The sequence below is a fragment of the Mesorhizobium sp. M0088 genome (assembly GCF_040322895.1).
Lineage (GTDB): Bacteria > Pseudomonadota > Alphaproteobacteria > Rhizobiales > Rhizobiaceae > Mesorhizobium.
The window spans coordinates 11473-36459 of record NZ_JAMYUI010000042.1 but is presented as its reverse complement, the minus strand read 5'-3'; the positions used below and the strand labels follow the sequence as shown (position 1 = coordinate 36459).

General features: G+C 64.1%; 17 protein-coding genes. 13 read left to right on the top strand and 4 right to left on the bottom strand.

Annotated elements, in window-relative coordinates:
• The first annotated feature begins 29 nt into the window (after window positions 1–29).
• Entirely contained in the window at window positions 30–4937 is a 4908-nt protein-coding gene (locus NKJ67_RS33635) for a beta strand repeat-containing protein (protein ID WP_352585646.1), read from the top strand.
• Between the two features lie 84 nt (window positions 4938–5021).
• Here the strand turns inward: NKJ67_RS33635 and NKJ67_RS33630 are convergent, their stop codons facing one another.
• Both NKJ67_RS33630 and NKJ67_RS33625 read right to left on the bottom strand, forming a co-directional pair.
• A complete protein-coding gene (locus NKJ67_RS33630; protein ID WP_352585644.1) occupies window positions 5022–5396 on the bottom strand; it encodes a hypothetical protein in 375 nt (124 codons plus the stop codon).
• Window positions 5397–5625: 229 nt separating this feature from the next.
• A complete protein-coding gene (locus NKJ67_RS33625) occupies window positions 5626–6384 on the bottom strand; it encodes an SDR family NAD(P)-dependent oxidoreductase (RefSeq protein ID WP_127270039.1) in 759 nt (252 codons plus the stop codon).
• A 155-nt stretch (window positions 6385–6539) separates the two neighbouring features.
• On the opposite strand from NKJ67_RS33625, the gene NKJ67_RS33620 reads away from it, so the two are divergent.
• The 9 genes from NKJ67_RS33620 (at window position 6540) to NKJ67_RS33580 (ending at window position 15746) form a co-directional block, all read left to right on the top strand.
• Window positions 6540–7949, top strand: a complete 1410-nt coding sequence (locus NKJ67_RS33620; RefSeq protein WP_127272457.1) for an aldehyde dehydrogenase family protein — start codon at window positions 6540–6542, stop codon at window positions 7947–7949.
• A 16-nt stretch (window positions 7950–7965) separates the two neighbouring features.
• A complete protein-coding gene (locus NKJ67_RS33615) occupies window positions 7966–8769 on the top strand; it encodes an N-formylglutamate amidohydrolase (RefSeq protein ID WP_164748798.1) in 804 nt (267 codons plus the stop codon).
• A 71-nt stretch (window positions 8770–8840) separates the two neighbouring features.
• The gene (locus NKJ67_RS33610; protein WP_352585641.1) at window positions 8841–9425 is read left to right on the top strand and encodes a helix-turn-helix domain-containing protein; all 585 of its coding nucleotides are present in this window, start codon (window positions 8841–8843) and stop codon (window positions 9423–9425) included.
• Between the two features lie 158 nt (window positions 9426–9583).
• A complete protein-coding gene (locus NKJ67_RS33605; RefSeq protein WP_352585639.1) occupies window positions 9584–10309 on the top strand; it encodes an ABC transporter ATP-binding protein in 726 nt (241 codons plus the stop codon).
• A gap of 42 nt (window positions 10310–10351) precedes the next feature.
• Window positions 10352–11506 carry an ABC transporter substrate-binding protein gene (locus NKJ67_RS33600; protein ID WP_127269566.1) on the top strand — a complete coding sequence of 385 codons (1155 nt, stop codon included), beginning with the start codon at window positions 10352–10354 and terminating at the stop codon, window positions 11504–11506.
• A 48-nt stretch (window positions 11507–11554) separates the two neighbouring features.
• On the top strand, window positions 11555–12259 hold the full coding sequence (locus NKJ67_RS33595; RefSeq protein WP_256745546.1) for an ABC transporter ATP-binding protein: 705 nt from the start codon (window positions 11555–11557) through the stop codon (window positions 12257–12259).
• Window positions 12260–12267: 8 nt separating this feature from the next.
• Window positions 12268–13167 (top strand): branched-chain amino acid ABC transporter permease, encoded by a 900-nt coding sequence (locus NKJ67_RS33590; RefSeq protein WP_256745547.1) that lies wholly within the window; start codon window positions 12268–12270, stop codon window positions 13165–13167.
• Window position 13168: 1 nt separating this feature from the next.
• Window positions 13169–14254 (top strand): branched-chain amino acid ABC transporter permease, encoded by a 1086-nt coding sequence (locus tag NKJ67_RS33585; RefSeq protein ID WP_256745548.1) that lies wholly within the window; start codon window positions 13169–13171, stop codon window positions 14252–14254.
• Between the two features lie 97 nt (window positions 14255–14351).
• Window positions 14352–15746, top strand: a complete 1395-nt coding sequence (locus tag NKJ67_RS33580; RefSeq protein ID WP_256745549.1) for a glutamine synthetase family protein — start codon at window positions 14352–14354, stop codon at window positions 15744–15746.
• Between the two features lie 26 nt (window positions 15747–15772).
• On the opposite strand, the gene NKJ67_RS33575 is transcribed toward NKJ67_RS33580, so the two are convergent.
• Window positions 15773–16621, bottom strand: coding sequence for an endonuclease/exonuclease/phosphatase family protein (locus NKJ67_RS33575; RefSeq protein WP_127271470.1), 849 nt, complete (start codon window positions 16619–16621; stop codon window positions 15773–15775).
• A gap of 110 nt (window positions 16622–16731) precedes the next feature.
• Window positions 16732–18195: a phospholipase D-like domain-containing protein gene (locus tag NKJ67_RS33570; RefSeq protein ID WP_352585635.1), complete on the bottom strand. Its 1464-nt coding sequence runs from the start codon at window positions 18193–18195 to the stop codon at window positions 16732–16734.
• Window positions 18196–18499: 304 nt separating this feature from the next.
• On the opposite strand from NKJ67_RS33570, the gene NKJ67_RS33565 reads away from it, so the two are divergent.
• From NKJ67_RS33565 to NKJ67_RS33555, 3 genes are all read left to right on the top strand, one after another.
• Window positions 18500–18703 (top strand): hypothetical protein, encoded by a 204-nt coding sequence (locus NKJ67_RS33565; RefSeq protein WP_256745551.1) that lies wholly within the window; start codon window positions 18500–18502, stop codon window positions 18701–18703.
• A gap of 655 nt (window positions 18704–19358) precedes the next feature.
• Window positions 19359–19880 (top strand): AraC family transcriptional regulator, encoded by a 522-nt coding sequence (locus tag NKJ67_RS33560; RefSeq protein WP_352585633.1) that lies wholly within the window; start codon window positions 19359–19361, stop codon window positions 19878–19880.
• A 196-nt stretch (window positions 19881–20076) separates the two neighbouring features.
• On the top strand, window positions 20077–24984 hold the full coding sequence (locus NKJ67_RS33555) for a beta strand repeat-containing protein (protein ID WP_352585631.1): 4908 nt from the start codon (window positions 20077–20079) through the stop codon (window positions 24982–24984).
• Window positions 24985–24987: the final 3 nt, after the last annotated feature.

Here is a 24987-nt window from a genome sequence, read left to right as displayed (position 1 = left end):
TGCGCGATGCAGCACGCCAGGCCGTCAACATGTCCGGTGTCATCGAGGCACGCACGGTGTCAGGTCAATCCGGCGCCATCGTGCTTGGTGGTGATGAAGGCTCGGTCGAAATCACCGGCACGCTCGACGCTTCGGCCAAGACCGGCGGCAAGGGCGGCAAGGTCACGGTGACTGGCCGCAAGCTGAAGCTCAAGGCCGCCAAGATCGATGCCTCGGGCAAGGATGGCGGCGGCAGCGTCAGGATCGGCGGTGACAAGCAGGGCAAGGGCACCTTGCAACGCGCGGTCACAACCGAGATCGATGCGAAGACGACAATCAGCGCCGATGCGACCGGCACCGGCGATGGCGGCACGGTCATCGTCTGGTCGGACGAGCAGACAAAGTTCGCGGGCAAGATTTCCGCACGTGGTGGCGAAGAGGGCGGTAATGGCGGCTTCACGGAAGTCTCCGGCAAGCAGCGCCTCGACTTCACCGGTGAGGTCGATCTGCGCGCCCGCTTCGGCAACACCGGCGACCTTCTGCTCGACCCCTACAACGTCACCATCTCCAACGCTGCCGGCAACACCGGCGGCAGCATGTCCGCCCACACCGATGACAGCGTCATCAACGTCACCACGCTGCAGAACCTTCTCGCAACCGCCAACGTCACCGTCTCGACCGGCAGCGGCGGTTCGCAGGCTGGCGACATCACCATTGCCGCGCCGATCAGCTGGAACACCAACACGCTGACGCTCAGCGCCTCTCATTCGATCGTCTTCAATGCGAACGCCACGATCGGCGGCGTCGGCGGCCTGTCGCTGGTCACCAACAATGGCGGCACCGGGGGCACGATTTCCTATGCCTTGGGTGCATCGGCGACCTTCACCGGCACGCCCGGTGCGCAGGCGCTGTCGATCGACGGCCAGAGCTACACGCTGATCTACGATGTCAACGGCCTGCAGGCGATCAACAGCGGCCTGACCGAACGGTATGCGCTGGCCAACAACATCGAGGCCAGTTCCACCTACTATTGGAACAACCTGCTCGGTTTCACCGCGCTGGGCACCGACGGCAACACCAACATCCAGAATGGCGGCAACGGCTTTACCGGCACCTTCGACGGTCTCGGCCATATCATCAACCAGATCTGGGTGCGGCAGATTCCTGCCAACTATGTCGGGCTGTTCGGCTATGTCGGCAGCACCGGCGTGGTGCGCAATGTCGGTCTGGTCGACGCCTATATCAGTGGTTCGTACAACACCGGCGCAATTGCCGGCTTTAGCAAGGGTACGATATCGGGGGTCTGGGCAAGCGGCTATCTCGAAGGTGTCGCTGCCGTCGGCGGTCTCGTCGGACGCAATGAGGGCACGATCACCGGTTCGTTTTCGACGAACGCGGTGCGAGGACACGATGGCAGCCAGATCGGAGGCATTGCCGGTTTCAACAGCAGCACGATCAGCCAGGTCCATGCCAGTGGTTCGGTTGTCGGTGGCGACAACATCGGCGGCCTGGTCGGGTTCAATGTCGGCGCCATCAGCGACGGCTATTCCACAGGCGCCGTGCTTGGACTTCTGGGCGCTACCGGCGTTGGCGGCAGCGTCGGCTTTTCCTGGGGCACGGTCACCAATGTCTATTTCGACACCACCACGTCAGGAACGACGACGGGCGTTGCCGGCCAAGGCGCTGCAGGCGTCACCAGCACCGGCCTGACCACGGCACAGCTGCAGGGCGGCGGCGCCACCAGCTTGAGCTCCGCTTTCGTCGGCGGAACCGGCGGTCTCTACCCGTATCTGAACAGTTTCTATCCAAACGGCATCCAGGCGATCTCCGGCATCGCCTACAAGGATGGCGGCATCACACCGCTCTCGTCGGCCACGCGACAGCCCTACTATGCAAAAAATCCCGGTTGGGTCACCGGCGTCTCGAACGGTGTCGACATCGGCACGGTGACCACGGGCGTCAACGGTTACTACTATATCGCCGTGCCGACCGGCTGGATATCGGACAGCGTGCTGGCCTACGCCGTTCGCGATTCGCATCCGGACGACAGTTCCGGGGCTCAAAACGGCGTGACATTTCGCACCGGGCTTGCGGGCGGGAATGTCTCCAACCTGAACGTCTATGGCAACTGGCGTCTCGACGAGGCGGACAGTTCGATCACGTCTCTTTCGGCGCTGCAGGACGCCGCTGCAGCGACTGTCGGATCGACCTATGTCGGCAGCCTGTCCTTCGCCAACTGGCAGATCGAAACGGCGGCCACCACCTTCGCGATCGACCAGGCGGTGTCGATCGGCGCCGGCACGCTGGCGCTGTCGTCGAACGGCACGGTCACGCAGACGCACGGGCTGGCGGCGGCATCGCTGCTGCTCGGCGGCGCCGGCGGCTTCAACTTGAACAATGGCGGCAACCAGATCGGCACGATCGCGGCCAATGCGGGATCCGTCAGTCTGTTCGACCTGGGTGGCTTTGTCGTCGGCAGCGTCATCAATGCGCGCGGCGTGGTCACGGCTGGTGCCACCACGACCGGCCAGGTCAAGCTTCAGACGACGGGCGACCTGACGATGGCGGCCGGCGCCAAGGTCAGCGGCATCGATCCGGTGCTGTCAGCCATGGGCAGGTTCGTCAACAACCGCGGCAGCGACGCTGTCACCGCAACCAGTGGCCGCTGGCTGATCTATGCGGCAAACCCGACCGGAAACACATTCGGCAATCTCGACAGCGGCAACACGGCGGTCTGGAACACGACGGCCGGCGCCACGGTGAGCGCGACCGGCAACCGCTACGTCTTTAACTATCAGCCGACGCTGACCTTCAAGTCCGAAAATGCGGCCAAGACTTATGGCGATACCGCCATGCCGGCACTGACCTATACGGTGTCGGGCTATCAGGCGGGCGTCACCAATGCCTATCTCGGCGACGCTGCCGCCAATACATTTGGCGGCGCGCCGTCGCTCTCCACCGCCACGCTGTCAGGCAACGAACAAGTCGGCAGCGGGCCCTATGCGATCAGCATCAGCACCGGCAACGTCGCTGCCTCGAACGGCTACGCCCTTGCCTTCAACAGCGCCGGCCTGCTCTCCATCGCCAAGCGTGCGGTGACGGTGGTAGCGACATCAGGGCAGGGCAAGACCTATGGCGATGTCGATCCGTCATCCTACGCCTACAGCGTTTCGAGCCTGGGCACCGGCGTGGCGTTGGTGGGCACACTCGGCCGTGATGTCGGCGAGAATGCCGACATGTACGCCATCGGCCAGGGCACGCTGACCAACGGCAACAATTCAAACTATGACATCACCTATGTCGGAGCCGATTTCACCATCGGCAAAAGGGCGGTGACAGTCACCGCCAGCGCCGCCCAGGGCAAGACGTATGGCGATGGCGATCCATCGTCCTATGGCTATACCGTTTCAAATCTCGGCAGCGGCGCATCGCTGCTTGGCGCACTCGATCGCGTGACCGGCGAGAATGCCGGCACCTATGCCATCGGCCAAGGCAATCTCGGCGTGTCGAACGCCAATTACGCCATCACTTATGTCGGCGCCAACTTCACCATCGACAAACGGGCGGTGACCGTTACTGCCAATGCGGGCCTGGGCAAGACCTACGGCAATGCCGATCCATTGTCCTATGGCTACGCCGTCACCGATCTCGGCACCGGCGTCGCCCTTGTCGGCGCTCTCGGCCGGTCAGCCGGCGAGGGCGTCGGAACCTATGCGATCGGCCGCGGCAGCCTCACCGATGCCGCCAATGCGAATTACGACATCAGCTATGTCGGCGCCGGGTTCAGCATCGGCAAACGCGCCGTCACGGTCACGGCGGATAGCGGCTTGAGCAAGACCTATGGTGACAGCGATCCGCTGTCCTACGGCTACACTGTCTCGGATCTGGGCACTGGAACGGCACTTGTCGGCGCACTGGATCGTGCTGCCGGTGAGAATGCCGGCAGCCATGCGATTGGCCGCGGCACGCTCACTGATGCCGCCAACGGCAATTACGACATCAACTATGTCGGCGCGAACTTCAGCATCGGCAAGCGGGCGATCACCGTCACGGCCAATGCCGGTCAAGGCAAGATCTACGGCGACAGCAATCCCTCGTCATTCGGCTACAGCGTTTCGGATCTTGGTAGCGGAGCGCTGCTGGTCGGTGCTCTCGACCGCGCGGCCGGCGAGACTGTCGGCAGCTATGCGATCGGCCAGGGCACGCTGACCAACGCTGAGAATAGCAATTACGCCATCAGCTATGTCGGTGCCGGTTTCAGTATTGGCAAGCGTGCAGTAACGGTGACGGCGAATGCCGGCCAGGGCAAATCCTATGGCGATGCCGACCCGTCGTCCCTAGGCTATACCGTCTCCGATCTCGGTAGTGGCGCGGCGTTGGCCGGTGCTCTCGATCGCGCCGCTGGTGAGACTGTCGGCGGCTATGCAATGGGGCAAGGCGGCATCACCAACGCCGCGAATTCGAACTATGACATCAGCTATGTCGGCGCGGACTTCAGCATCGGCAAGCGGGCCATCACCGTGGTTGCGGATGCGCAGAGCCGGCCACAAGGGACGGCCAATCCGCCACTCACCTACACGGTCGGCGGCTTGGGGCTGGTCAACGGCGACATGTTCGCGGGCGGCCTTTCGACCGAAGCCACCACTGCAAGCATGCCCGGCATTTACGCCATCGAGCAAGGCAGCCTGACCATCTCGGCCAATTACGAGTTGACCTATGTCGGCGCGGACCTAGTGGTGCAGTCTGCCAACGCGGTGCCGCCAACCGAGGCTGCCAGCATCGTCGCCCACAATGCCGACACGCATGGCGGCGGTCAGCCGGCCCCTATCTTCTTTGCCGGCCAGCCCTCCGATGGCGAGACGCAGACGCTGGTCGAGGATCCGCGCCTGAACGGTCCCGCCCTCTGTCAGGGCATCGGAGACATCGCGTCCGTCTGCACTGTCGCGTCGGTTCAGTAGGCGTTTGCCCCCCCCCATCTCGTATCGGAAAAGCCGGAGCCCCGACAATCGCCGGAGGCGCCGTGCGATCATTGTCAGTCTGCGTCAGCCGTTTGGATAGTAGCCGCCATCGGCGCCGTCGCCGATGTAGAAGCCGCCGCCTGAATCGTCTTGCAGTCGCTGATCCAAGTTCTCAATCTGGCTGAGCAAACCTTGGTATGCGCCGCGGTCAGTGGCCGAGCGACGGATGCTGTCGGCCCTCATCATCAGATCGTGCTCCTGCTCAGGGGTGATCGCCTTGGCCTCCCTTGCCTCGACGATCCCTTGCTTGACGCCCTGCAACTGCTCCAGGACGGCTCTAGCCTCGACAGACATGCGCTGCGGTTCGACCCTGTGGCGGTGTACCGCGTAAGCACTCGATAGCGGCACGGCCGCCAGTAGCGATGCGATTGCTATGATCCTTGGTGTGACATTGCGCATGGTCGCGCCTCCCTTCAACGGGAAAGCGGTGTGGATATCGCTTTCCGGACACGGGCAATCTCCTCCGTCGCGTCGCGGTGATCCTGTCATCGCCGGCGGTTCGTGGCCCGCAATATCCATATAGAGGCGTTCCAATCCCTGGGCTGGCAAGGAACGGAAAGTTGACAGATTGTGATCGCGGAGAGACCCGGCATGTCGTGCTGCCACAGCCCGGCAGCGGGCGTGCTGGCTACATGCGCATCAGCAGGCCGCCATCGACGGCAAGTTCGATGCCGGTGATGTAGCTCGCCGCGTCGGAGAGCAGGAACAGGGCCGCGTTGGCCATGTCCTGCGGCGTGCCGATGCGGCCGAGCGGCGCGTAACTCGCCACGGCCGAACGCTTCTCCTCGGTGTCCCAGCGCGCCTGCAGCGGGGTCAGCGCCATGCCGGGACAGATGGCGTTGGAGCGGATGCGTTCGCCGGCCAACTGCATGGCCAGCGATTTGGACAGCGCGCAGACGCCGGCCTTGGATGCCTGGTAGGCGTCCTGCGGGTTGGCGTCGCCGCGATACCACTGGATGGTCGAGAAATGCACCATGGCGCCGCCGCGTCCGCCCGCGCGCATGTGGGGTACGACCGAGCGCGCCGTGTGTACGAAGGATTTCAAATTGATGTTGAACACCTCGTCCCAGACGTCGAGATCCATCTCGAGGGCCGATTTGTCGCGGCCGAACCACAGCACGCCGGCGACATTGGCGAGATAGTCGATGCCACCGCGCTCGCGGCCCGCCGTGCCGATCGTCTGTTCGACAAAGGCGGCGTCGGTGAGATCGCCCTGCGCGAAGGCGAGCCTGTCGTCATAGGCGGCGAGGGACGCAGGACGCTGCTTGACGTCGATGGCAGTGACAGAGGCACCGGCATCGAGCAGCGCCAGCGTGATCGCCTCGCCCATGCCGCCGCCTGCGCCGGCCACGACCGCATGCCTGCCGGTGAAATCGTAAGCGATCATCTGAACCCCTCGTCTGTTCCTGCCAAAATGCAGATCGAAGGGACAATAGGGGCGGACCAAAATTCCATCAAGCGGTATTAGAAAAAATTTGCCAAAATGGAAAATAGCGATATCGTACCCCAAATGACCTCTCAGCTCGGATGGATTTCAACAGCATGAACCTGCATTCCGGCGCGCGGACCTTTTCCGTGATTTCTCCCGTCGACGGCTCGACCTATACGACGCGCTCTTATGCCGACGGTTCCACCATCGAGGCAGCGCTCACCCGCGCGCGTGCCGCCCTGCCGTCCTGGCGGCGGACGCCGCTGGCCGACAGACTGGCGATCCTGCTGCGCTTCGGTGAGGAGATGAAGGCGCGGGCAACGCCGCTGGCCGAGATGGTGGCCTGGCAGATCGGCCGGCCGCTATGGCAGGCCGACGAGACGCCTCGCCTGGCGCTGGTCGGACAATTGCTTGCCGACATCGCACCGGAAACCCTGGCCAATGTGCCGTATCCTTCGGATGACAACATCCGCCGCTATGCCAAGCCGGTGGCGGGCGGCCTGCATCTGTCGATCTGCGCCTGGAACTATCCCACCGCCATGCTCGGCTATCTCGTGACGTCGCCGCTCGCGGCCGGCAATGTGGTGATCTTCAAGCATTCGCCGCAGACGCCGCTGATTGCCGAACTGGCGGAAGAGGCCTTCCGTGCCGCCGGCGGCCCCGAGGGCGTCTTCCAGAGCTTGCATCTCGACCATGCCGATGCCGAGAAGCTGATTGCGTCCGGCGCCTTCAACGCGGTGAATTTCATCGGTTCGGTCAATGGCGGCCGGAGCGTCCATGCCGCCGCCGCCGGCACCTTCACACAGGTGCATCTCGAACTCGGCGGCAAGGATCCGACCTATATCCGCGCCGATGCCGATCTCGAAGCCACGATCCCGCAGATCGCCGAGGGCACCTATTCCAATGCCGGCCAGTCCTGCTGTTCGGTCGAGCGCATCTATGTCGACCAGGCGATCCATGACCGCTTCGTCGAAGCGCTGGTTGCCGAAACGGCGAAATGGACCATCGGCCATCCCATCGGCGAAAAGCCGATGGTCGGCCCGGTGGTGCGGGCGAGTGCCGCCGACACGATCCGCGATCTCGCCGAACAGGCGGTCCGGGCAGGAGCCCGGCGCCTGATGCCGCGAGACGGAACGCTCAAGGCCTCTGGTCTTGGCGCCGCCTATGTCGCGCCGGAAGTGCTGGTGGGTGTCGATCACAGCATGCGGATCATGCGCGACGAACTGTTCGGGCCGGTGGCCTGCATCCAGTCCGTCGGCAGCGATGACGAGGCGATCGGCCTGATGAACGACAGCGATTTCGGCCTCAGCGCCTCGATCTGGACCACAGATATCGAGCGCGGCGTGGCGCTGCTCGACGAGGTCGAGGCCGGTACCGTCTATCTCAATCGCTGCGACCACGCCGACCTGCATCTGCCCTGGGGCGGCATCAAGAATTCCGGCCTCGGCCGCACCAATGGCCGCGCCGGCCTGGCGGAGGCGACAGCGGCCAAGGCCTATCATGTCCGCTCCGTCATCGGCTGATCCGGAGGACGGCCCGGTGAGCGCCGCGAGCCTTGCAGAGCTTGATGAGAGAGCAGTCGCCGCGCTGGCCGCCGCCAGTGTCGAGCGGCTGCGGATCGAGGCGGCGAGCCCCTATCTGCTGATCGCCGAACATGCGGGCAATCTGGTGCCCGCGCCATGGCATGACCTTGGCCTCGCAGCACCCTATCTCGGCACGCATTTCGCCGTCGACATCGGCATCGATGCCTTGACGCGCCGGCTGTCGCAGACATTGCGGGCGCCGGCCGTGGTCGCGCATTATTCGCGGCTGTTCCTCGACTACAACCGGCCTGCCGGCGAATGGGACTTCATGCGCCCGGATCTCGGCGGCATTCCGGTGCCTGGCAATCTCGCGCCCGATGCAGTCGATGTCAGGCTGCGCAAGATGATCGCCTGGGCGCCGGTCGAACAGGCTGTTATCGACGCCGCGGCTGGCCGGCAGGCGCTGATCTCGGTGCATTCCTTCACCCCGGTGATGGGCGGCGTCAGGCGCAATGTCGACATCGGCGTCCTGTGGCGGGAGCAGTCCCCCTTCGTCACCTCGGTGTTGAAAACGCTTGGCGCGCGGGGCGCCGAGGCCGGGTTGAGGATCGGCGACAACGAGCCGTATGACTGGCGTCAGGCAGTTGGCTACACGCTGAACCGGCACGGGTTGGAGCAGGGCAGGCCTTGCCTTTATCTCGAAGTCCGCAACGACCTGCTTTCCGATCCGGAAACATTCGAGCTCGTCAGCCGCACGCTAGAAACCGTATTTGCCACCGTTGCGATGTCGTTATGGCCGAAACCAGCCGTAGCCGTCTAAAGGCTGGACGCCCCCGAGGCGCGCCGCTAGAGCTTGTCGAATTGGAAACACGACAGCCAAGGGCGTGGGTGATGCAGGGCAATGTGGGTAGCAAGATCCGCGATGCGCGCAAGGAGCGGAACATCACGCTGCGCGATCTCAGCGAACGCTCCGGCCTTTCGGTTTCGCAATTGTCGAAACTGGAGAACGGTAAAGCCCGGCTGACGGTCGACGTCGCACTGATGATCGCCGGCGTGCTGCATGTGCCGGTGGCCTCCTTCCTGTTCAGCCCGAAGCCGGGCATGCAGGCGCGGCGCTCGATCACGCGCGCCGGTAGCGGCATCCTGCACCAGGGCAACGCAATGGAATTCGAGGTCCTGTGCAGCGATTTTCGCGACAAGACCAACATTTTCTGGCGTGTCACGCTGCGCGCGAAGAGTTTTGAGGAGAACGGTGGCTGGCGCAGCCATTCGGGCGAGGAGTTCATCCACGTGCTGAGCGGCAGCCTGGAACTGCACACGATCCATTATGATCCAACCGTGCTGCAGCCGGGCGACAGCATCCTGTTCGATGGCGAAATGCAGCACGCCTATATCGCGCTGGGCGAAGAGCCGGTGATCATGCTGATGTCGAACACAGTGCCGCGCGACGGGCTGCCGGCCGGCGCCGGGGTCTGATCCCGGCCTGACTGGAATCCGGGCCCGAAAGTTTGGGGCCTCTCAAGAATATTTTCTAAAATGGAAAAAAATACTTGTTATGGAAAAGTCGGGGGTCTAGCATCCTGTTGACCGGCCGACAGGAGAAATAGCCATCGGCCGGATGGGAGATGGAACCGATGCTGTCGGTTGAGGCAGTCAGCAAGACCTTTGGCGGCGTGCAGGCGTTGCGCAGTGCCTCGCTGGCCTGCGAGGCCGGCGAAATCCTCGGCCTGATCGGCCCCAATGGTGCCGGGAAATCCACTCTGGTCAACGCCATCTCCGGCGTGCTCAAGCCGGACACCGGCAGTGTCAGACTGGCGGGCAAGGAGATCGCCGGCCACGGTCCTGAACATTGCGCACGGGCCGGCGTCGCGCGTACGTTCCAGACCATCCGCCTGTTCAAGGATTTGACCGTCCGGCAGAATGTCGAGGTCGCCCATATTACCTGCCAGGCGGTTCGGCCGGAAGCGGCGGCACGCATCGGCGTCGATCAACTGCTTGCGCAATATCAGCTGGATGGCTTCGCCGACGTTCCGGCCGGCACGCTGTCCTATGGCAGCCAGCGCCGGCTCGAAATCGCCCGCGCGCTGGCGTTGGGCCCATCGTTGCTGCTGCTCGACGAGCCGGCGGCCGGCCTCAACGAAGGCGAGTCCGAGACATTGGCGGTAGCGATCGAGGGCATTCGCAGGGATGTCGGCTGCGCGACCATCGTCATCGATCACGATTTGCGATTCATCAACCGGCTTTGCGACCGGCTCTGCGTCATGGATCAGGGCCAGGTGATCGCGTCCGGGCAAACCGAAGCGGTGTGGCGCGATCCGCGCGTCATCGAGGTTTATGTCGGGCAGTCCGAGACATCGTGACGGCGCCCTAAGCGCCAACAACAAGGGAGAAGGAGGGGTCAAATGGAGAAGATGATTTTGGGGGCCGCGGTCGTGGCGGCGGGGCTTTTGCAGGTGACGCATGCCGGTGCCGCCGATCTGAAGATCGGGCTCGCGGTGGCAATGACCGGCACCTACGCACCCTACAGCGAGGCCGAAGGGGCGCGCTGCATGGCCGACAAATTGAACAAGGCCGCAGGCGCCGGCGATCCCAAGGTCGAGCTGATGATCGAGGACAACCGCTCCGATCCGCAGCTTTCGGTGTCGCTCGGCCAGAAATTCCTCGATGCCGGCGCCCAGGTCATCACCGGCGTGCCGTTCCCGGATGCGCTGATCCCGACAGCGCAGATCGCCGCGCCCTATGGTGCCACTGTATTCTCGGCGCCGAACACGCAGCTTGAGATGCAGCAGGCCGGCCTCGACAATTTCATTGCCGGCGCGGTGCCGGATCCGATCAATGCGGCAGCGACCGCCAATGCGCTCTACGGCAAGGGCGCGCGTACCGTGGCGCTGATGGTCTCGCCCGATGCAGGCTCTTATTCCGAAAAGCTGCCGGAATGGTTCGGCGAGGTGTTCGAGCATCTCGGCGGCAAGGTCGTCTCCAAGCTCAACTATTCCTGGGGCACATCAGACTGGTCGCCGCAGATCGCTAGCATCAAGGCGTTGCCGCAGAAGCCGGACGCCATCCACATCTGCGGCGTGCTGCCCGATGTCGGCATTTTCATCCGCCAGCTGCGCGCCAATGGCTATGACGGTTGGGTGGCCGGCTGCGATGCCTTCGACGACAAGTCGCTGGAAGGCACCGTGGGTGATCCGGCATCGCTGGAGAAGGTGATGTTCGCCACCCATGGCGCGACCGGCGTCGACAGCCCGATCGACAAGTTCCTGGCCCAGTGCAAGGCCGACGGCTACAAGATCAACGGCATCTTCGACGCGCTTGGCGCCGATATGGTGCAGATCAGCTACGAGGCGGCGAAGAAGTCCGGCACGGTCGAGCCCGCCGCCTTGCGCGAGGCGATCCGCGCGCCGGGTGGCTATCCCGGCACCACCGCGCCGGTCATATCCTTCGCCGAGAAGAAGGGTTATCCGGTCAAAGCAGTGCCGGTGATGGGGTTCGCGAACGGCAAGCGGGTGCTGATCACCGACACGCCGCCGACCTTCGTTCCGGCGCTGAACTGACGGGCAGAAAGCGATGACGGATCGAGACTTCGCAGTGCAGACCTCGTCGTGCTGAGCGTCGACAATCTGGTCGTCCGCTACGGCGCGGTGAGCGCGGTGCGCGACCTCAGCCTGAAGGTCGGGCGGGGCGAACTCGTCGCCCTGCTCGGCCCCAACGGCGCCGGCAAGAGTTCGACCATCAACGCGCTGACCGGCCTGGTCACGCCGGTTTCCGGCCGCATCGTTCTCGACGGCCAGGACATTTCGCGTGTCCGCACCGAGGACCGCATTCGCGCCGGCCTGACCTCCACCCCCGAAGGCCGGCACATCTTCGCCAATCTGACGGTCGGCGAGAACCTTCGGCTTGGCGCGGCGATACGGCGCGATCCCAAGGGCGTGCGCCAGGACATCGAGCGCTTCCTGGCCTTGTTTCCGGTGCTTTCCGAACGCTACGGGCAGGCGGCCGGCACACTATCGGGTGGCGAGCAGCAGATGTTGGCCATCGCCAGGTCGCTGATGTCGCGGCCGAAGCTGCTGTTGCTCGACGAGCCGTCGCTGGGACTGGCGCCGAAGATCGTGGTGCAGATCTTCGATTTCATCGGCGAGCTGAAGGCGGAAGGGCTGACGCTGCTGGTGGTCGAGCAGAACGCCAGGCAGGCATTGCGCTTCGCCGACCGCGTCTATGTCGTCAGTGCTGGAACGCTTCGCCACAGCGGGCCGCCATCCAGCCTTGCCGACGAAAACGGCCTCTTCAACCTCTATATCGGCGGGTAGGCGGCGACATGGATTATGCCTTGCAGCAGCTTCTCAATGCGCTGGCCTTCGGCGCCGAATATTCGTTGGTGGCGCTCGGCCTTGCGGTGGTGTTCTCCATCATGGGCCTTGTCAATTTCGCGCATGGCGAGATCATCGGCGTCTCCGCCTACAGCGTGTTCCTGGCGGCCGCGCTCGGACTGACCTCGCCCATCGTTGCGGTGCTGCTTGCAGTCGCCGCAGCGGCACTGGCTGCCATCGCTTTCGAGCGGGTGGCGTTCCGGCCTGTGCGCTATGCACCGACGACGACCGGGCTGCTCACCGCCTTCGGCGTCTCGATCGTCGTGCAGAACCTGTTCATGCTGCTGATCTCACCCAAGCCGCAGTCGGTTTCGATCCTCAACGGGCTGAACCAGATGTGGTTCTTCGGCCCCTTCGCGGTGTCGTCGCTGCAGGTGATGGAGCTTATCGTCTCGGGTCTGACCATCCTCGCCTTGGTGCTCTTCCTCAACCGTTCGACGCTCGGCCTCGCCATCCGCGCGGCGTCGCGCGATTTCGCCACGGTGCGGCTGATGGGTATCAAGGCGAACCGGGTGATCGCCACGGCCTTCGCCATCTCGGGCGCACTGGCCGGCATCGCCGCCGTTTTCATCATCGCGCGGCGCGGCAGCGTCTCGCCCGATCTCGGCTTCAGCCTGGTGCTGAAGGCGTTCGTCGCCTGCGTGATCGGCGGCTTCGGCTCGCTGGCGGGCGCTGCGGCCGGCGGCATGCTGCTGGGCTTCATCGAGGTCGGCCTGCTGGTTGCGTTGCCGCAGGAGTATGGGGGCTTCAAGGACGCGCTCACCTACGGGATCATCGTCGCGCTGCTTGTCTACCGGCCAGAAGGCCTGCTCGGCCAGCGGGTCGAACTCGGCGACAAGGAGATTTGACGTGTCGCAGGCAATCGAAGAGACCGCATCTCCGCCGGCTGCTGTCGCACAATCCCGCGCTGCGCTGACGCGCTCGCTCATCGGTGGGCTGGTAACGTCGGTGCCGGTGCTGGTGGTCGGGCTGCTGATCCTGAATTTCGCACCGACCTACTACACCTATCTGGCGCTCGGCGCCTTCGTGAACCTGATCGTCGTCGTCGGCCTTCAGGTGTTCATGGGCAACAGCAACATCGCCAATCTCGGCCACAGTGCCTTTGTCGGCCTCGGCGCCTATGGCGTCGCCATCCTGTCGACGCCACTGGCCATGAAGAAACTGTCGATCCCCCATGCGCCGTTCGGCTTCGCCACGCTGCAACTCGATCCGGTGTCGTCGGCGCTCATCGCGCTCATCATGGTCGGCATCGTCGCCGCGGTCAGCGGCAAGGTGATCAGCCGCCTGTCGGGTGTCGCCGCGACCATCGTCAGCCTGGCGCTGCTGATCATCGTCCATTCGGTGTTTCTCAACTGGACCAATCTGTTCAAAGGCAACCAGGCCTTCTTCGGCATCCCGAAGGTGGTCGGCTTGCCCTGGATGATGGTGTTCTCGGTGGTGGTGATCGTGCTGGCGCGGCTGTTCAAGGACAGCCGCTGGGGCCTGCAGCTCCGCGCCAGCGCCCAGAGCCCGCAGGCCGCCGCAGCACTCGGTATCGACGCCCGACGCCTGCGGCTGATGTCGTGGGTGCTGTCGGCGCTGATCTGCGGCCTCGCCGGTGTGCTCTACGCCTATTTTGCCGGCACGATCAGTCCCAAGCTTTTCTACTTCCAGATGATCTTCAACACGCTGGCGATGCTGATCCTGGGCGGCATGGCGACGGTGACCGGCGCGGTGACCGGCGTGATCGTGCTTTCGGTCGGGCTGGAATTCATCCGCAGCATCGAATCCGGCGTGACGATCGCCGGCCTCCAGCTGCCGCAGCTGCTCGGGCTGTCGGGTGTGGCGCTCGGCGTCGTCATCGTGCTTTGCATGGCCTTCCGGCCAAGCGGCATCAGCGGCCGTTATGAGCTCGACGAATTGTTGTCGCGATTTTTCAGGCGCAACGCGAAATAGCGTAGCGTCTGTCCGTTTCTTCTAACGCAATTCCGGACGGAAAACCGTTTCACACTTTTCCTGGAATTGCTCCGAGTTTTCCTGGTGGAGGTTTGAAGTGGAATTTGAGGATAAGGCCGCGGCCTACAAGCCCAGGCTCGAAGCGCTGCAGAGCAAGCTGGCGGCCGACGGCGTCGAATTCATCGAGATCCATACGGTCGACACATCAGGGGCGTTCCGCTCCAAGATCGCACCGCTGAAGCTCTCTACCTATGGCGAATCCATCAACGCCATCCTCTATTGCGTTACCCATGGCGACGGCCAACCGATGGGTGATGTTGCCTTCGCCTCGCCGAGCGCCAATGAGGAGAACGGCTTTCCAAATATCAAGGGGATCATCGATCCGGCAACGGTCGTCCAGCACGGCTGGAAGCCGAAATTCGCCTCCGCCATCACCAGCTCCTACATGCTCGACGGCGCGGTCTGTCCGTTCGATCCGCGCGGCGTGCTGGCCCGCGTCGAAGAACGCGCCAGGGCGCTCGGCTACGAGCCGATGATCGCGCTCGAATACGAGTTCGGCATCTTCCATGCCGACCACGATCTGATGCGCGCCGGGCGCTACCGCGAGCTGAAGCCCTGGGGCCATTCGCTGATCAACTATGATCTGGTGCGCAGCGGCGAATATCAGGATTTTGCCGCCGAATTCATCACCCGCATGAAGAGCATCGGCATCGGGGTGGCCTCGCTGGTCACCGAATATGGCTATGGCATGTATGAATATGCGCTGACGCCGAAATCGGCACTGCAGGCAGCCGACGACGCCATGCGTGCCAAGCTGCATCTGCGCGAGCTGTGCGCCGAGCGTGGCCTGGTCGCCACCTTCATGACGCGCTTCCAGCCGCCGGGCAAGGAAAGCGCCTGCGGCGCGCATCACCATGTCAGCCTGTGGCGCGACGGCAAGCCGGCCTTCGCCGCCGGCCCGAACCGGCTGACGCCGGTTGCGGAAAAGTTCCTTGCCGGCGTGCTCCACCGGATGCAGGAAACACATCTGTTGTTTCGGCCGACGGTCAATTCCTACCGCCGCTTCGATCGTGGCGCCTGGTCGCCGGAGGACGTCGCGTGGGGTTTCGAGAACCGCACAGCACCCGTCCGCGCCATCACCACGCCGAATGACGGCGCCTGCCGGCTGGAGCATCGCGCGCCGGGCGCCGACATCAATCCCTATCTGTCGATCGCCGCGATCCTGGCGGCTGGATGCGAGGGCATCGAGAAAGATCTGCCGCTCGAAGCGCCGGTGACGTCGAACCTGGCCAATCTCGACAAGCCGAAACTGCCGCGTACGCTCAATGCTTCGATCGAGGCCTTCGCCGCATCGGATTTCTGCGCCGATGCGTTTGGTGAGGCCTTTCGCGACAATTATGCCGAGAGCCGGCGAGCCGAGCAGGCGGCATTCGACGCCTGGCAGGCGTCGCACATCACCGACTTCGAGTGGCAGCGCTATTTCGTCAGCTGATCATGCCAGGGCGTTCCAGCGTAAATCTACACGCTTTGCGACACCGGAGAAATCAAGGCGTTATCGGAGATACGCTCCAGGCGTACGAAGGCCGTCAGCGGCAGGTGGTCGGAGGCAACGCGCGAAAGCGGCGTGTCATGCGCGTTAATGGCGGCAATCATGCCGTGCCTGTTGGCCATGATCCGGTCGAGCGCCAGCAGCGGCAGGTTCGACGGGAAGGTGGGGACCGCCGGCGGCTGCGGGCCGAACGTCGCATGCAGCGTGTTGAGAGCGGAGCGGTTGCCAAGTCGCCATTCGTTGAGGTCGCCGAGCAGCAAGGTCGGTCTTTCGTCCGGGCTGTTCATCAGGTCGAGCACGACGCGCGCCTGCTGGGAGCGCGAGCGGCGCAGCAGGCCAAGATGGGCGGCGATGATGCGCAGCGTCTGGCTTCCATCGAGGTCGATCTCCGCCACCACCGCGCCGCGCGGCTCCAGTCCCGGAAGCTTGATCTGGTGCACGTCGCGAACGACGCCCTTCTTGAACAGCAAGACGTTGCCATGCCAGCCATGGCCCTTGCCTGTGGCCGAAATCGGCACCGGAACCAAGCCGGTTTCCCGTTCGAGCCGGGGCAGGTCGAGAAGCCCATTACGGTCGCCGAAGCGATTGTCGGCTTCCTGCAGCGCGATGAGATCCGGATCGATTTCGCGGATGACGCGGATGGTCCGTTCCGGGTCGAATTTCCTGTCGACGCCGATGCATTTGTGGACATTGTAGGAGGCAACCAGCGTGCCGGTGGTGGCTGTCGTCTTGAGTGCGGCGGCATTCGCTTTCTGCATCCGGCGGTCACGAAGGGACAGAAGCATGCTTGCCGGGAGGCTGCGTCCAATTCTGTGCATCTCTGTGCTGCTCGTCCTCGCTGGCATCAATTCAGAAGCCGGATACAGTGAAAATAGGCAATTTCCGCGTATGTTCCATGACGGACGAGTTCCTCAAGCGCACCTCCGCCTTAGAGATAGGGTGAACCGAGCCACAATACCCGGTCGAACAGCCTGATAAGAAACGGCCGGGCTCGCAAAGCTTCCAGCGTCACCGGCACGGCGGAGGCGATCGCCGACCCGATCCGCGCCTCGATCTCGCTGGCAAAGCCGGCATCGAGCACCTCCAAGTCGATCTCGAAATTCAGCCGCAGCGATCGGGCGTCAAGATTGGAAGAGCCGACATAGGCCCACACGCCGTCGATCGAAAGCAGCTTCGAATGGTCGAACGGTCCCTCGGTGCGCCAGACACGGCAATAGTGTTTGAGCACCTGATCGAACTGCGCCATCATCGCGCGGTCGACGAGGAAAAGATTGTTCACCGCCGGCACCACGATGTCGATTTCGACCCCGCGCCTGCCGGCGGTGATCAGCGCGCTGATCAGTTCCCGATCCGGCAGGAAATAGGGCGACATCACGCGTATAGACTTGCGGGCGACCGAGAATGCACCGATCAGCAGCTTGTGGTTGGTCTCGTTGCTGGCATCCGGGCCGGAAGCAACCGCCCGCACCATCATCGGTGCGCCTGGCGACGGCGACAGCGGGGCGATGTGCCAGGCGTCGCCTTTCAGCGCCTCGTTGGTGGCGAAGCGCCAGTCCTCGGCGGCGACCGAAAAGAGGTCGGCGACGATCGGACCGGTCACCCGGAAATGTGTGTCCCTGGCGCTGTTGGAGCCGGCGAATTCGGCGGAGAAGCCTTTTCGGATGTTCATGCCCCCGGTGAAGGCCGTGATGCCGTCGACCACCAGGATCTTCCGGTGGGTCCTCAGATTGGCGTAGGGCAGGCGCAGGCCCATGACGATGTTGCCGTTGAAGACATCGGCGGGGATGTTGGCCTCGCGCAAATGCCCCAGGATGCTCGGCACCGAGTAGCGGGCGCCGACGGCATCGATCAGCACGCGGACGGTGACGCCGCGGTGGACGGCGCCGGCAAGCGCCTGGACGAAGAGCAGGCCGACGGCGTCATTGTCGAAAATATAGGTCTCGAGCAGGACGCTGCGCTCGGCACCATCGATGGCCGCGCACATGGCGGCATAGGCCTCGTCGCCGGTCTCCAGCACATCGATTGCATTTCCAGGATTGAGCGCGCGCCGCGCCACCCTGTCGCCCAATGTCCGCAAGCCCGTGAATCGTTGCCCGTAGCGCTCGACGATCAGGGTCTCTTCGACAGCGACGTCGCGCTCGTGCTTGGCGGACACCGCGCCATCGGCAAACGGGCGCTGGGCGGTGATCGTGGCGCGGCGAATGCGGTTGATGCCGGCGACGGCATAGATCAGCACGCCGAGGATCGGGGACAGCACCATCACGCCGACCCAGCCGGTGGCGGCGCGGACATCTTCCTTGGTCATGACGGCATGGACGATGCCGACCGTCGCCATCACCACGGAGATGATCGCCAGAATTTGCGGCCAGTGAGTCGCCAGGGTCGCCAACATGCCGAGACTATCCAGCGAGCGGTTGCAGAAGGCAATGCAGCCGCTCGTGCCGTGCATTCGCCGGTTGGTGGCATGCGGCCCCGGCTGAAGAGTTCGACCGGCCGCAGAGATCGATGGGCTGAAGCACCCCGATAGATCCTGTTCAGAAGGACAAACCTGACCGAGGGGAAGCATAAAGCCTGGCATCGTCCTGTTCTTCCCAGGCCCACCGAAGCCTCTTATGCTTTGGTACCACCTCTATTGTATATCAGGAGAAATGAATTTAGTTATATAAACACTTTGATTATGGCGAGGGGGGCGCTGAATGATGAAATTCAACTTCGATGGACCTCCCGGCGATGACGCAGCTGCCGACGCGTCGGCGGAATGCCAACGCCAATTGCTGCCTCTCGTCCGTGAGATCGTTCAGGCAGCGGTCGCTGCCGGGTGGAGCGAGGAGGACGTTCTTCTGGGGTTTGTGGAACTTACATGGGATTTGTACGAGAATCGTCGCGACGATCTGCAATGACCGGCAGCAAATCGGGTAGCTCTGCATTGCCTTGAAGGGCTGCTGAATTGGTCGAATTGTCCAAACCTGAAGCAGGGCTCCGAACTCAGGCCAACCAGAGGCCTCGCGGCAGCGGGCTCGGTGTGGCAGCTTTTGCGCTGGCAGCTTTCACGATAGGAATTTTTTCTTGACTCGGTGACCTCAGCTAAGGTATAAATTCGTGCATGGTGCTGATTTGCGCCAGTGACCCGCCGAACAGGCGGGTTTTTCGTTTGATGCTCCGTCAGCCAATGCGCCGGCGAAGGTTCCGAAATGGTCCAGCCCTTGCCTTGTTGACTGGTTCGTCTTCTTATCCCGAACAAAATTTTTTCTTTGCGTACGGATGTTATTCACACTCCGCGCCATGTGCGTTACGTTGGATCCGGGTCGGGCTAAGGGGGATTTCAGGCGGCGGACAAGCGGCTGAGGCCAGGCAATGAAAAATACGGACGATGCTCGGGAAAGCGGCGTTTCCCGGGGCGTCAATCGAGAACGGACAGCTCGATTTGTCCTGGACATAATTCCTGAAAACGCCGGGCCCAGGAGGGCCATCGCGCGGGGGAGTGTCATATCCTCCGTCCGCGATCCCGTCTCGCAGACATTCATCGTTCGCCGTCCGGCCGGAACGATCCGATGAATGGCGATGCCGGTCGGCTTCGATCAATCACGAATTGTTTTTCGGGGGAACGAGGAGGAAAGCCTCCGGTTGAACCTCATCTGGGACGTGTCAGGAGGCCGAAAAATGCCGGGTGATGATGGTTTCCCCGGACCGGCTTCCGGAACCAATCTGCGACAGCCGACGCTCAACGCGAAAGGCGGACTTTCGGTCCGCAGCATACGCCGCGTGCAGGAATTTCTGGACAAGAACTTTACGCGCAAGCTGGCGCTTGCCGAGATGGCCGCAGTTTGCGAGCTCTCGCCGTACCACTTCATGCGGGCTTTCTCGAGGACGTTCGGGGTGCCGCCGCACCAGTATGTCCTCGAGCTGCGGCTGGATTTGGCTGAAAGACTGCTTGCCGACAGCCGCATGACGATCGCCGACATCGCGCATTCCTGCGGATTTTCAAGCCAGAGCCATTTTACCACCGTGATGAAGAAATACCGCCAGGTGACGCCGCTGCAGCTGCGGGTGGGCAAGCTTAACTCCAAGGTTAGATGAGGCGGCGCTTAGGTCGTTGCTTTATTTCTTGGTTTTAAAGCATTGGCTAAGGTAACAAGCCGTTAACCTCTGCAGGTTTGCTCCGATCTTTTCTCACAAGGCAGCAATTTCGTGAAATACCGCGGGCAGGAATCATGTCTTCCTGCGGTGGAGCGGAATTGTCAGACATTTCGTGCCGGCCAGCGGAGAGGGAACCATGACCGACAACCAGTTTTCGAACGGCTCGCTTCTTGTTCAGCGTCGCGCGGCGCATTTCGCCGGGCACTGGATCGCGGGGGCCGATGTCAGTTCCCGCTCGGTTCGCCGCCGCCTGATGGCTGTGCTGCGGATGGCGCATCGTGCGCTCGGCATGGGGCGCAAGCGCCTGGGGCTGGGGACTTTGGGCGTCGGCGGGAAGTCGGGGGTGGCGGCCGCGATGCTGGGCGCCTTCGCGATCGGCATGGCTGCGACGCCGGCTCAGGCGCAATATCAGGCCGGCGGCGGGTCGGCGACAGCCGGCAACGCCGTCGCCATCGGTAACGGTACCCAGGCGAATGGCGCGAACAGCGTAGCATTGGGCACCTCCAACAGCGCAACGGGCGATGCTTCGATCGCCATCGGCTATTCGATGAGTGTCAATGGCCTCAACTCCATAGGCATAGGTGTCTTTGCGAAGGCAACCGGCGTCAACGCCCTCGCGTTAGGCGGGAACGCCCAAGCTACTGCGGATGGAGCAAGCTCCATTGGCGTCAACTCGGTTGCAGCCGCAGGCGCGGCCGCCTTTGGCCTGAACGCGCGTGCGGACGGAACGAACTCGACGGCGATCGGCTATGTTACCCGGGCGACCGGACTGCGCGCCACCGCGCTCGGGTTTGGTGCAACAGCGTCCGGGCTGGATTCGCTTGCCCAAGGCAATAGCGCCGTCGCAAGCAACCAGAACGCCATCGCCATCGGCTTCCAGGCGACCGCGACCGCGATCAACGCCGTCAATCTTGGCAACCGAACTGTTGCGGGAATGGGCGCCCTTGAAGAGAGCGCCATCGCCATCGGCACGGACGTCAGGGCATCTCAGGTCGACAGCATTGCGATAGGACGCCAATCCGTTTCATCTGCAGGAAACGCGGTGGCTCTAGGCAAGAACGCGTCGGCCTCGAGCGTGGCCTCGATGGCGCTGGGGGCCGGTTCGGCGGCAACCAACACCAACGCGGTCGCGATCGGCGCCAGCACCCAGGCCACGGGAGCCGGCTCCGCCGCCCTCGGCACCTTCTCCGTTGCTTCGGGAGCGAATTCCACAGCCCTCGGGAACGCCACGGCCAGCGGCGACCGTGGGTTCGCCGGCGGCCGTTTAGCCACCGCCGTGGGCAACGATTCCATCGCCATCGGCACGACCGCAAATGCGAGCAGCGCCGCCAGCACAGCGGTTGGCAACACGGCCGTTGCCAGCGGTGTAAACTCTTCCTCCTTCGGGTCCGGAGCGAATGCGACGGGGGACAATTCCCTCGCCGCCGGCGTCAGCGCCAACGCCAGCGGGATTGCCAGCACAGCGCTTGGCATCGGCGCCGCATCCAGCGGCACCAATGCCGTCGCTGTCGGCGTTTCGGCGAGCGCGTCCGGGTTGAACGCCATCTATGTCGGCTCGCGCACCTTTGGCGCAGGCGCCAGCGCACAGAGCGCCATCGGCATCGGCACGGACGTGACGGCGTCCGCAGCCAACGCCATCGCGGTCGGTCTCCAGGCCACTGCGAACTCCGTCGACGCCGTCGCCATCGGCACCAACGCAAACGCAAGCGGGGGCAAGGCTGTCGCCATCGGTGCGGGCAACGTCGCTTATGGAGACGGCGCGGTTGCCATCGGCGATCCGAGCTTCGCCAGCGGCACCGGCGCCTTCACCGGCGGCGCAAACAACATCGCCAACAGCGACGGCACGGCGACCGCCACCGCGGCCAACGTGGCCAACGGTGCCGTCGCCATCGGCAACAACAACAAGGCGATCGGCCAAGGCTCAGTGGCGTTGGGCAACGGCTCCACGGCAGGTGCCGCCGGCCTCGCCGGGAATATCGCATTTGGCGATGGCGCGACGGCGGCGGCAAGCTCCGGCGACGTGGCGCTCGGCTCGGGCTCGGTGACCACCACGGCGGTCGGCACGGCCAGTGGGGTGGTCAATGGCACGACCTATGCCTTCCAGGGCACCAACCCTACCTCGACGGTCAGCATCGGCGCGCCCGGCGCGGAACGCACCATCACCAATGTCGCCGCGGGTCGGATCAGTTCGACGTCGACCGACGCCATCAACGGCTCGCAGCTCGCCGCCACCAACCAGGCCGTCGATGCCATCGGCGCCGTCGTCAACAACATCAATGTCGGCGGCGGCATCAAGTATTTCCATGCCAACTCGACGGCGGCGGACTCCTCGGCGACGGGCACGGACTCCGTTGCGATCGGACCCGTCGCGACCGCAACGGGGACGAACGCCATCGCGGCCGGTGTCAATTCGAGTGCATCCGACGCCAATGCGTCGGCCTTCGGCAGCGGCGCCGTCGCATCGGCGCTCGACGCAACGGCGATTGGATACATTTCCAACGCCTCTGGCCAATACAGCACCGCCATTGGCGCCAACGCCAACGCCACGGCGACCTCCAGCACCGCGATCGGCCAGAACGCCTTTGCTACCGGCCTCCAGGCGACGGCTCTCGGCATGCAAGCGAATGCCAGCGCCGCGAATGCGCTCGCGCTGGGTGCAAACTCGACCGCTGGCAACGCAGGCGACGTGGCGCTCGGCTCGGGCAGTGTCACCGACGTCGCCGTCGGCACGCCGAGTACCGTGATCAACGGCACGACTTACGCTTTCCAGGGCACCACTCCGACCTCGACGGTCAGCGTCGGCGCGGTCGGTGCGGAACGTACCATCACCAATGTCGCCGCGGGGCGGATCAGTTCGACGTCGACCGACGCCATCAACGGTTCGCAGCTCGCCGCCACCAACCAGGCCGTCGATGCCATCGGCACCACGCTCAGCACCATTGGCGGTTCCGTGACCGATCTCGGCAACACGATCAACAACATCGCCGGCGATACCTCGACCGCCTATACCGACGCCAATGGCGAGGGCATCCGCTACGCCCGCACCAACGAGGCCGGGCTGGCGCAAACCGATTCCTTCGCACAAGGGGTCGGCTCCACCGCCGTCGGCTACCAGGCGACCGCGACCGGCGACAGCGCGCTGGCGCTCGGCCGCGACAGCAATGCCAGCATCGACGGCGGCGTGGCGCTCGGTTCGGGTTCGGTTTCCGATCGTGCGATCGCTCCGACTACCGGGCAATTGCCCGCCGGCCCATCCAACTTCATCCAGTACAACACAACCGACAAGACGCTGCTCGGCGCCGTTTCGGTGGGCGATGCCACCTCGTACCGGCAGATCACCAATGTGGCCGACGGCACCCAGGACCAGGACGCGGTGACGGTGCGCCAACTCGCCGGCGCCATAGCTGCCGTATCGGTCACCTCGACCAAGTATTTCCATGCCAATTCGGCGGCGGGCGACTCGCTGGCGGTCGGGGCAGAGTCGGTCGCGGTCGGTCCGACCACGGTCGTCAACGGCGACAACGGCATCGGCATCGGCAACGGCGCCATCGTCGACCAGACCGCACCCGGCGGAACCGCGATCGGCCAAAACGCCCATGTCATGCTGGCCGACGGCCTGGCGCTCGGCACCAATTCGCTGGCGTCCGGCATCCAGTCGGTGGCGCTCGGCGCCGGCGCCCAGAGCACCTTCATCAACAGCGTGGCGCTCGGTGCGCAGTCCATCACCACGGTCGGCGCGCAGGCAGGCTACACGGCCTTTGCGCTCGCCGGTCCGCAAACGTCGGTCGGCGAGGTGTCGATCGGCTCTGCCGGGGCCGAACGCAAGCTCACCAATGTCGCGGCGGGCTCTGCCGACACCGACGGCGTCAACGTTTCGCAGTTGCGCGGCGTGACGCAAAACGTCAGCAACCTGTTCGGCGGCGGCACGACCGTCAATCCCGACGGCTCGATCACCGGCCCAACCTACAACATCCAGGGCAACAATTATTCCACCGTCTATGACGGCTTCACGGCCGTCGACAATGCGCTGACCAGCATCAGCAATGGCGGCGGCATCAAGTATTTCCACGCCAACTCGACGCTGGCCGACAGCATCGCCGGCGGCACCAACGCCGTTGCGATCGGACCGGAGAGCGTGGCGAGCGGCACCGACAGCTTGGCCGCGGGACATGGCTCGACGGCCGCTGGGCAAGGCGCCGTCGCGCTCGGCCAGGGCGCGCAGGCCAACAATGCCAACGATGTGGCGCTCGGTTCCGGTTCGGTGACGCAGACCGCCGTCGGGACCTCCAGCACCGTCATCAACGGCAAGACCTACACTTATGCCGGAACGACTCCAACCGGAACCGTCAGCGTCGGCGACGCCGGCGCCGAGCGGACGATCACCAATGTCGCTGCCGGCCGCGTGTCTTCCGACAGCACCGATGCGATCAACGGCTCGCAGCTCTACGCCACCAATACGGCGATCGAGGATCTGAAAGCCGGCGTCGGAAACCTTACCGAGAACGCGGTGACCTATGACGCCCCGGGCGGCGTCAAGTCGAACACCATCACGTTGCAGGGCGGCGACGTCAACGCGCCGGTCGTCATCTCCAATGTCGGCCCCGGCGTCAAAGGGACCGATGCGGTCAACGTCGACCAGATGAACCAGGGCCTGACCGCGGGCAAGAGCTATACGGACAACCGCGTAGCCTACGCTATCGATACGTCCAACGACTACACCGACAAGGTGGCGGTCACGACCTTGCAGCAGGCCAACGACTATACCGACCAGAAGCTCAGCCAGCTCAATTCGGACATCAGCGGCATCCGCGACGAGGCGCGGCAGGCGGCCGCAATAGGCCTTGCGGCCGCCTCGCTGCGCTATGACGACCGGCCCGGAAAGCTGAGCGTGGCGGCGGGCGGCGGCTTGTGGCGGGACGCAGGCGCGTTCGCCTTCGGTGCGGGCTACACCAGCGAAGACGGCCGCATCCGGGGCAATCTGTCGGGCACGGCCGCGGGTGGGCATGTCGGTGTCGGCGCCGGCATCAGCTTCACCTTGAACTGAGGC